9 protein-coding genes and 2 tRNA genes are annotated in these 7,703 nt (G+C 54.3%); 7 read left to right on the forward strand and 4 right to left on the reverse strand.

The annotated features are described in order from the left end of the window. Positions 1-430 precede the first annotated feature (430 nt). From O0S09_RS09700 to O0S09_RS09710, 3 genes are all read left to right on the forward strand, one after another. Positions 431-515, forward strand: a tRNA-Leu gene (locus tag O0S09_RS09700). Positions 516-734: 219 nt separating this feature from the next. Continuing rightward, positions 735-1,565: a nitroreductase family protein gene (locus O0S09_RS09705; RefSeq protein ID WP_268923780.1), complete on the forward strand. Its 831-nt coding sequence runs from the start codon at positions 735-737 to the stop codon at positions 1,563-1,565. A gap of 95 nt (positions 1,566-1,660) precedes the next feature. Then, positions 1,661-2,134: a hypothetical protein gene (locus tag O0S09_RS09710; protein WP_268923781.1), complete on the forward strand. Its 474-nt coding sequence runs from the start codon at positions 1,661-1,663 to the stop codon at positions 2,132-2,134. Positions 2,135-2,210: 76 nt separating this feature from the next. On the opposite strand, the gene O0S09_RS09715 is transcribed toward O0S09_RS09710, so the two are convergent. From O0S09_RS09715 to O0S09_RS09730, 4 genes are read right to left on the reverse strand one after another with little or no spacing between them, the layout of a single operon-like run. Further along, positions 2,211-2,831 carry a 30S ribosomal protein S3ae gene (locus O0S09_RS09715; protein ID WP_268923782.1) on the reverse strand — a complete coding sequence of 207 codons (621 nt, stop codon included), beginning with the start codon at positions 2,829-2,831 and terminating at the stop codon, positions 2,211-2,213. A gap of 52 nt (positions 2,832-2,883) precedes the next feature. Next, positions 2,884-3,090 carry a KEOPS complex subunit Pcc1 gene (locus O0S09_RS09720; protein ID WP_268923783.1) on the reverse strand — a complete coding sequence of 69 codons (207 nt, stop codon included), beginning with the start codon at positions 3,088-3,090 and terminating at the stop codon, positions 2,884-2,886. Next, positions 3,081-4,292 (reverse strand): DHHA1 domain-containing protein, encoded by a 1,212-nt coding sequence (locus tag O0S09_RS09725; protein WP_268923784.1) that lies wholly within the window; start codon positions 4,290-4,292, stop codon positions 3,081-3,083. Before O0S09_RS09725 ends, O0S09_RS09720 begins: the two co-directional genes overlap by 10 nt. A 17-nt stretch (positions 4,293-4,309) precedes the next feature. After that, positions 4,310-4,768 (reverse strand): 30S ribosomal protein S15, encoded by a 459-nt coding sequence (locus O0S09_RS09730; protein ID WP_268923785.1) that lies wholly within the window; start codon positions 4,766-4,768, stop codon positions 4,310-4,312. Positions 4,769-5,067: 299 nt separating this feature from the next. Between O0S09_RS09730 and O0S09_RS09735 the strand changes: the two genes are divergently transcribed. From O0S09_RS09735 to O0S09_RS09750, 4 genes are all read left to right on the forward strand, one after another. Then, a complete protein-coding gene (locus O0S09_RS09735; protein ID WP_268923786.1) occupies positions 5,068-6,291 on the forward strand; it encodes a BaiN/RdsA family NAD(P)/FAD-dependent oxidoreductase in 1,224 nt (407 codons plus the stop codon). 118 nt (positions 6,292-6,409) lie between these two features. After that, a tRNA-Thr gene (locus tag O0S09_RS09740) sits at positions 6,410-6,481 on the forward strand. Positions 6,482-6,557: 76 nt separating this feature from the next. Continuing rightward, positions 6,558-6,905 (forward strand): arsenic metallochaperone ArsD family protein, encoded by a 348-nt coding sequence (locus O0S09_RS09745; protein ID WP_268923787.1) that lies wholly within the window; start codon positions 6,558-6,560, stop codon positions 6,903-6,905. Next, on the forward strand, positions 6,857-7,597 hold the full coding sequence (locus O0S09_RS09750) for a DUF5714 domain-containing protein (RefSeq protein ID WP_268923788.1): 741 nt from the start codon (positions 6,857-6,859) through the stop codon (positions 7,595-7,597). The genes O0S09_RS09745 and O0S09_RS09750 overlap by 49 nt, the downstream gene beginning before the upstream one ends. Positions 7,598-7,703 lie beyond the last annotated feature (106 nt).

Here is a 7,703-nt window from a genome sequence, read left to right on the forward strand (position 1 = left end):
CACCCCGGCTCCCCTGTATCCCTCTCCGAACCCTGACGTCTGACGTCTGACGTCTCACAACTGCTACAGACGCTTTTCCAATCAGCGCAAAATACCGGACGACACACCGATCACGGAAATACAACCATCACAGCAAAAACACCCGGATAAAAATCAGATGTCTGCCCGGTTTCCGCCACTCGAAAGGGAAAAAGGAACAGACACTTATTCTTTACGACCGGCGACTATATCATTGTATCGGAGTCATTCCCGCCCGGGCACTTGGCAGCCCTCCGGAAAGCAGACAGACAAAAGGCATGCGTATCGTATCTGCCGCGGGTATCAGGATTTTATGGGCAACGCCGACAAGATGCCTACGTTTATGTATCAGAAGAACAAATATGATAGAGCACGAAGATACTCCTCCCGCAGGATGTTTTCGGGAATGTGCGCGAAGGTAGCCAAGCCAGGTCAACGGCGCCAGATTCAGGGTCTGGTCTCATAGGAGTTCTGGGGTTCGAATCCCTTCCTTCGCACTTCTTTTCTATCGCTTATAGCACATATTTCCCCGCAATGCATCATATTCCTGTTGTAAAGCCGCACCGCGGGCGAAGAGAACAGACCGAAGGCATGCGGCTTGTTCCGTGATATTTTTTCTTATCAGTATGTTCAGTGGTTTCTGTGGATCTCAGGACTTTATGGACAACATCGTCAGAACCCAAAACTCTTTGTGCAACCCTATCCAGTATATTCTGATGAGGTCAATATTTTCCGCCCCCCTGCACATCCTCTATGAAGAAAAAAACTGCATCAAATGCGGGCTCTGCGCTGCGCTCTGTACAACCGGCAGGATCACCGCATCCGCGGACAAATCCCCGGAAATCCGGGATGACCTCCCCTGCATCTCCTGCGGACAGTGCATTGCGGTCTGCCCGAAGGCCGCACTTTCCACCGACACACCGGCATTTACCGCCCCGGCAGAACATACCGCATACCGGGAAGGAATAAACAGCGATCTCCTCTCCGTATACCTGAAAAGCCGCAGATCAGTACGCATCTGGCAGAAAAAACCGGTTGCACGCAGTGACCTCGCACGACTGATCGATGTCGCAGCATACGCACCCTCGGCCTGCAACATCCACCCGGTAAAATGGGTGATCGTATCCGACCCCGCAACCGTACAGAAGTTTGCACACGCCTCCATCGCCGCGTTGAAAGCACTCCCCGGCGATCACCCCCTCGCACAGCTGTCCCAAACGCTCATTGCCGGTGCTGATGCCGGAACCGATCCCGTCTGCCGAAATGCCCCGGCCCTTTTCATCGCAGCATCCGACGCCGATCAGGAGTACGGACTGATCGACAGCATCATTGCCCTGTCCTACATTGACGCATTTGCACCCTCACTCGGCCTTGGCACCTGCTGGGTCGGCTACGTCATGATCATGCTGCGCCTGAAACCCGAACTTGGACACATTCTCGGCATCCCCGAAAACTGGACCCCGCAGTACGCAATGCTTGCCGGCTACCCCGGTATCTCCTTCTCACAGATCCCTCCGCGTGAAGTCCCGGAGGTCATCTGGAACTAATTTTTTTCAGATATATCTCAGCCTGATCCGCAGAGACGGACCCTCACAGAAAAGTATTTGGCATCATCTGCTGAGTACAGAGTATGAAATGCCGCATGCTTCTTCTCCTGGCACTTACCCTTGCAGTGTTCACGGCAGCGCCCGCATCCGCAATCGTTGCCGACAGCCTCACCATAGAAATACAGGAGAACGGCGACGCAGAAGTTGAAGTCAGCTACACCCTCTCCTGGCTGGAAAAACTGGGAGTCCTCCTCAAAGTAGGCGATCCCGCCATCTACATTCAGAAAGCATGCAATGACTACGGCCAGGGAAAAGCAACCCTTCTCTCCTCTGACATGTCCGGCGCCTCCCTCCGGATCGAACGCGTTGCATCAATCGACAACCGTACCTACACCACCCCGGCCATCGACTTCACCCAGGCAGAAACAATTCTGCAAAGTTACCCGATAATCGCGCAGATACTTACCATTGATCTCTCCCCCACCGTTACGAACATCATCTTCCCGGACGGAAACACCACAACCTATCACGATCAGATTCTGATACCGGCAACAACCCGCACCATCTAAAAAAGAAACACTGCGGCAGGCACTGTACCGGGCAGATTTTTTTAACACCGGCAAAAAAATGAAAGTGTCCGTAAACTTAACGGACAAGAGCTGCTGCACGCTCTGCAGCGGAGCTCACGGACTCGGACTTGATGATCTCGATCTTGCGGATCGGGAAGATCGGCTTGCATGCCTCGACCATCTTCTTGGAAATCTCGCCCTTGACCATTGCGGAGATAAAGGTCTCAAAGTCTGCTTCCTTTGCGTAGTCCTGCACAACCTTCACCATCATTGCACGAACCTCGTGAATCTGGGAAAGTCTTGCATGGTTGATCGTGAATGCCGTAATCGTCACCTGAAGCTCACGAACACTGCCGAGCGGCTGGATCGTGATGGTGCTGTCGATACGGGATGCCCGCCTCTTCACCATTGCACGGATGAAATCTTTGGTCATCTCGTGGCCGTGGAACTGCGTGTATGCTGCATCTCCTGCAACATCACTGATCTTAAACGACATCTTCACATTCTGCTTGGAGTAGTCCTGGATTAATTCACCGAGACTCACCGACAGTACACGACCCGGCAGGTTTGCCGTGTCAGAGGAGACGATCTCCCCGATAAACTGCTTGCCGAGGAACTCCGGGGCATAGACCTTGAACCAGCCCTTTGCCTTCCATCCCTCAACTTTGCGTCCACCACTCTGCTTCTTTCTTGCCATGGTATCACCTTAATTTTTGAAATTGGATTTATGTACCCGGAAAACCCTGTGCTTAGCACAACCGTTCCGAGACAGATAAGTTCATCAGATAATCATCCACCGTCGCAATCACCGTTCGAAGCGACTCCCCCGCAACTTTTGCCGTAACACGACCGTCGATAACCTCGACGGTCATAAACCCGTCCGAATCCGGAGAAAGTGCCGAGACCACATGCTCAGGGTGAGCATGGACCGACACAATCGTTCCGGTTACGTGCATGCTGCTGCCTCCAGACCGGCAAGGAACTCATCCTCGCGATCAAGCGGGACATCAGCTCCGGCACGGAGCTGATGCCCGCCGCCGGAACCCCCGCAGGCCTGCGCAGTCGTCCTCAGAATCTGTTCCAGATTCACCGAAGAACCGCGCGGAGCACGGGCAGACACCCGCAGGGAAGCTGCATCACGGCCAAGAACAAACATCGGACCGCTCGCGGACTCGGCGAGAACGTCCGCCGCATCACTTGCAGCAGCGCAGTCGCCGACACGCCAGACGGCAGGAACATCACGGATCTTCTCAGCAGTTCTGACCGCCGCGATCACGCGGTTCCGGTAAGAGACCGCAATTTTCCATGCCTCATCCAGATACGATGCATCACCGCAGCAGAGCGCATAGGCAATTCCGGATTTTCCGGCTTTGCCGCAGGCGTCCACCACCGCAGTAAATGTGTGGGCATTGGGGATGACCTCTCGTTCCAGACTCCATGAATCCCCGTAAAGGTTCATCAGGGCATTATACGAGGCATCCGAATCAAGCACAATCTGCGAGAGCATGCAGGAGGTATATGCATCATCAGACACTTTCGACATGCATGCGCTCTCAATTGCCGCTGCTTTTTCCTCATCACCCGAAAGGCTCGGGAGATACGGATGCAGGGAGTTTGCGATCTGTTCCTTTGTTGTTCTGCCGGCAAGGAGAACACCGCGACCCGGATTTACCAGATTGTTTGCCACCGCATCACCGATAATCGTCTGATTCCTTCCGGAAAGCGTCTGATTATCGCCGATGATGCCAAGCATCACAAGACCTGCCAGATTGCGGTTATCCCCAAGCGCATTTGCCACCAGGTATGCGCAGCCTGCTCCGGAGAGTTCGGTTTCACCGTCCTCGCCAAAGAGGCGCGGGTTGACATGATAGGGGGAGGTGTTGTAGGGAACATGATGATCGAGGATCATCGTGCTCTCCGCAAGACCGGTACACGACGCACCGAAGTCACACAGAAGAGAAATTTCCGGATTCTCCACGTCAGCTTCAGAAATCCCCGGTAAAATCCGGAGTTTGAAAGCTATATCCGCCCGGGAAAGGGCGAGTGACATGATCGCAGCAGCTGCGATACCGTCCGCATCGTAATGGGAGTACATTTCCACGTACTCCAGAGATGCGAGATGATTCGCCAGGGTTTCTGCTGCGGTTTCCAGTGACATAACGGTGAAAGGATGCCTTATCTGGACAGGAGAATCTCTGCGGTCTCCGGCTTGTAGGTCCAGCCCTGGGGCAGGCGGCCGGTGCCGACGTAGTATTTCACCAGTCTGCGGACTTTGGACTCGGTCAGCTGAAGCTGACGTTTGTTGTGAAGATCCTTCTTGTTCTCGCCAAGGTGCTTGCGCATGCCGAGCGCCTTGTGCATGAGGTTACGGAGGTCTTCAGGGATGTCGGTGTCAAGGTCGTTTTCACGGACGATGGCGTTGACTCTCTTACCGGTGACAAGTTTTACGTTCGGGACGCCGAACTTGTCGCGTAAGACCAGACCGATCTCTGCGCAGGTAAGACCTGCTTTGCGCAGCTCGATGATCTTCTTTTCAATCTCCTGTACATCGGTGTTGGACCACTCAGGAACTTCCTGACGGAATGGTCTGACCGAGGAGGCGATTCCTCTTCTTCTTGCATGTATGCGTGCCATTGTTTTCACCTCCGATTTAAGGACTGTCCACCCCGTACAGGCGGATAACCGCTTCCTTTGCGGAATCAAAGGGAAACAGCCGTAAGTCACGAAAAGAGCAGTTGCAACAAATTATCGCTGCTGGTAGCGTTTCCGCAGATGTTCTGCGGAGCCGAACTGACTCGTCGTAATCCCAGAGCCGCGGTTGCGGCAGTGTCGTAAATGACAGACACGTCGGACTTACTTCAGCCAGCACTGTAAAGTGCTCCTTGTATGTTGGAGGGAAGATGAGATAAGGGTTGCGGGAGAATATACTGTGCATGTTGGGCCGGGAGTATGACTGTATCATTATCGGTGCGGGGCCTGCGGGTCTGTTCTGCGCGGCACATCTTGCTCCTGCACGGGTGCTGGTACTGGAAAAGATGGTTCTGCCGGGACGAAAACTGCTGATTGCAGGGTCCGGGCAGTGCAATATTACGCATACGGGCGAGGTGAAAAGTTTCACCGATCACTACGGGGATCACGGTGCGTTTCTGCGGCCCGCGCTGATGGCGTTTTCAAACGCTTCGGTACGAAAATATTTTGAGGAGCGGGGAGTTTCGTTTGTGGAGAAGGAGTCGGGCAAGGTGTTTCCGGCGTCGCTTTCGGCGGATGATATTTTAGATGCGCTGCTGGATGCCTGTGATGAGGCGGGAACGGAGATTCTCAGTTATACTCCTGCTGAAATGGTTTCTTTTGACAACGGGATGTACGCGGTAAAGACCCTGCACGGTACCTATTATGCGAAGGTTCTGGTTCTTGCAACCGGGGGTAAGTCCTATCCGCAGACCGGATCAACGGGTGACGGGTTTACGTTTGCCGAGGAGCTCGGTCATACGGTTGCCGAACCACATCCGTCGCTTGCACCGGTGTATGTCAGTGATCACCGGCTGGCGGATCTGTCGGGTATTTCGATTCCCGGAGCAGGGGTGTCGGTCTGGCGCGACGGAAAGAAACTGTTTGCGCGGCATGGCGATCTGCTGATTACGCGGTTTGGGTACTCCGGACCGGTAATTCTGGATGCGGCACGCTGGATGCGGGCAGGAGATCAGATCAGGGTTGCATTTTCTCCCCGGAAAGCAGAGGAACTGGATGGTCTGATCCGCACGGCGTGTGCAGCGTCCGGGACGAAACAGGTACAGAATCTTCTGGATGGTACGGGATGCCCGGACCGGCTGGTAAAGCAGATAGTAAAGGAGTCGGATATTCCGGAGGGGACAACCGGTTCCCAGCTGACCGCAGCACAGCGGTCACGGCTGGTACGGAATCTTACCGCGTATCCGGTGGATATCGATCATGTGGGGGATTTCCGGGTTGCGATGGCAACGGCGGGCGGAGTGATGCTGGACGAGATCAATAAGAAAACCTGTGAGTCGAAGATCGTGCCCGGATTGTTCTGTATTGGCGAGGTTCTGGATATCGACGGGGATACCGGCGGTTACAATATTCAGGCATGCTTTTCGACGGCGTTTCTTGCGGCGCAGCGTATACGTCAGATTCTCTGATGGGACGAGCAGGTGTCTTCGTTTTTATGAGGACGGAGTTGCATCAGGAACGGGGTTCTCTGAACCGCAATCCATAATGTTTAAATTCCCCGACTTCCTACTTTGTTATCACACAAGCGCCTCAGTGGCTTAGTGGCATAGCGCGTCCTTGGTAAGGACGAGGTCGCGAGTTCAACTCTCGCCTGAGGCTTCTTTTCTTTGAGTTTCTGTCTGTTTTTCAGGTATTTGTGCCAATGTTCATATGACATACCCGCTAACGCTGTTCTATGGCATCCATGATACTTTTTGACAACGAAACCGCGCAGTCCGGACCGGAGAAGGATCGGATAGACGGCATCATACAGCGTCTCAAAGATCAGGGAATATGCATTGAGCGGCACCACGTCCTGCATGAGGCGGCTAAGTATCCTGCTGTGCAGAAGCTGGTGCAGGAACACGGGGAGAAGATTCTCCCGATCGCTTTCGTGAATGGGTTTGTGATGATCACCGGACGCTACCCGGCAAATGAGGAGATCCGGCAGATTCTCAATGTTCCGCTACAGCTCATTGAACCAAAACAGGAAGGATGCTGCTGTATCAGCGGCTGCGGGTGTCCGGAGGAGCGGTGCAGATGACAGAACCGGGATGTCTCATCTGCGGCGCTCCTCTCCGCTATCAGGAGACCGCGCGCGAGATGACCTGTGCTCTCTGCGGCAGAAAACATGCAGGCAACGCCGCGTGCATCCACGGGCACTTCGTCTGTGATGCCTGCCATGCGGCACCCGCGGCGGCTGTTATCCGCAGTGTTGCGATGACAACTGCATCAAAAGATCCGTTTGTGATCGCAACCGCGATGATGCAGAGCCCTGCAGTGCACATGCACGGCCCGGAACACCACATTCTCGCAGGTGCCGCACTTCTCGCCGCATACCAAAATGCCGGCGGAACGATCGATCTCCCCGCGGCGCTGGATGAAATGATCCGGCGCGGCGCAATGGTGCCGGGAGGTTTCTGCGGGCTTGCGGGAGCCTGCGGTGCTGCGGTCAGTGCAGGAATGTTCTACTCCATTCTGACGAAGACAAATCCGCTGAGTACAGAGTCATGGGGAGAAGCAAATCTTCTGACTGCTGCCTGTCTTACTGCGATCGGGCGGGTCGGAGGGCCGCGCTGCTGCAAACGTGACACGTACTTTTCACTGGAGACAGCCGTCCAACACATCCGGGAGCAGGCCGGCATTGCGATGGAGTGGCAAAAACAGCCTCGTTGCGAATTTTTCCCCCGAAACCGGGAATGTCTGCGGGAACGCTGCCCGTACTTCCCCCAATAATTTTTTTGAGTTCCTTCTGGTACCGTAAATTTCTGCTAAAAAAGAAGTAGATGAGTTAGTGGTGAGTGGGAAGAATGGGAAAAGAGAACGCAGATAACGCAGATGC

The organism is Methanocorpusculum vombati (assembly GCF_026891935.1).
In the GTDB taxonomy this organism is placed as follows: Archaea; Halobacteriota; Methanomicrobia; order Methanomicrobiales; family Methanocorpusculaceae; genus Methanocorpusculum; species Methanocorpusculum vombati.

Coding starts and splice junctions, on each gene's coding strand:
- O0S09_RS09705 (WP_268923780.1), top strand. CDS start 735: ATGAGGTCAATATTTTCCGCCCCCCTGCACATCCTCTATGAAGAAAAA.
- O0S09_RS09710 (WP_268923781.1), top strand. CDS start 1,661: ATGCTTCTTCTCCTGGCACTTACCCTTGCAGTGTTCACGGCAGCGCCC.
- O0S09_RS09715 (WP_268923782.1), bottom strand. CDS start 2,831: ATGGCAAGAAAGAAGCAGAGTGGTGGACGCAAAGTTGAGGGATGGAAG.
- O0S09_RS09720 (WP_268923783.1), bottom strand. CDS start 3,090: ATGCACGTAACCGGAACGATTGTGTCGGTCCATGCTCACCCTGAGCAT.
- O0S09_RS09725 (WP_268923784.1), bottom strand. CDS start 4,292: ATGTCACTGGAAACCGCAGCAGAAACCCTGGCGAATCATCTCGCATCT.
- O0S09_RS09730 (WP_268923785.1), bottom strand. CDS start 4,768: ATGGCACGCATACATGCAAGAAGAAGAGGAATCGCCTCCTCGGTCAGA.
- O0S09_RS09735 (WP_268923786.1), top strand. CDS start 5,068: ATGTTGGGCCGGGAGTATGACTGTATCATTATCGGTGCGGGGCCTGCG.
- O0S09_RS09745 (WP_268923787.1), top strand. CDS start 6,558: ATGGCATCCATGATACTTTTTGACAACGAAACCGCGCAGTCCGGACCG.
- O0S09_RS09750 (WP_268923788.1), top strand. CDS start 6,857: ATGCTGCTGTATCAGCGGCTGCGGGTGTCCGGAGGAGCGGTGCAGATG.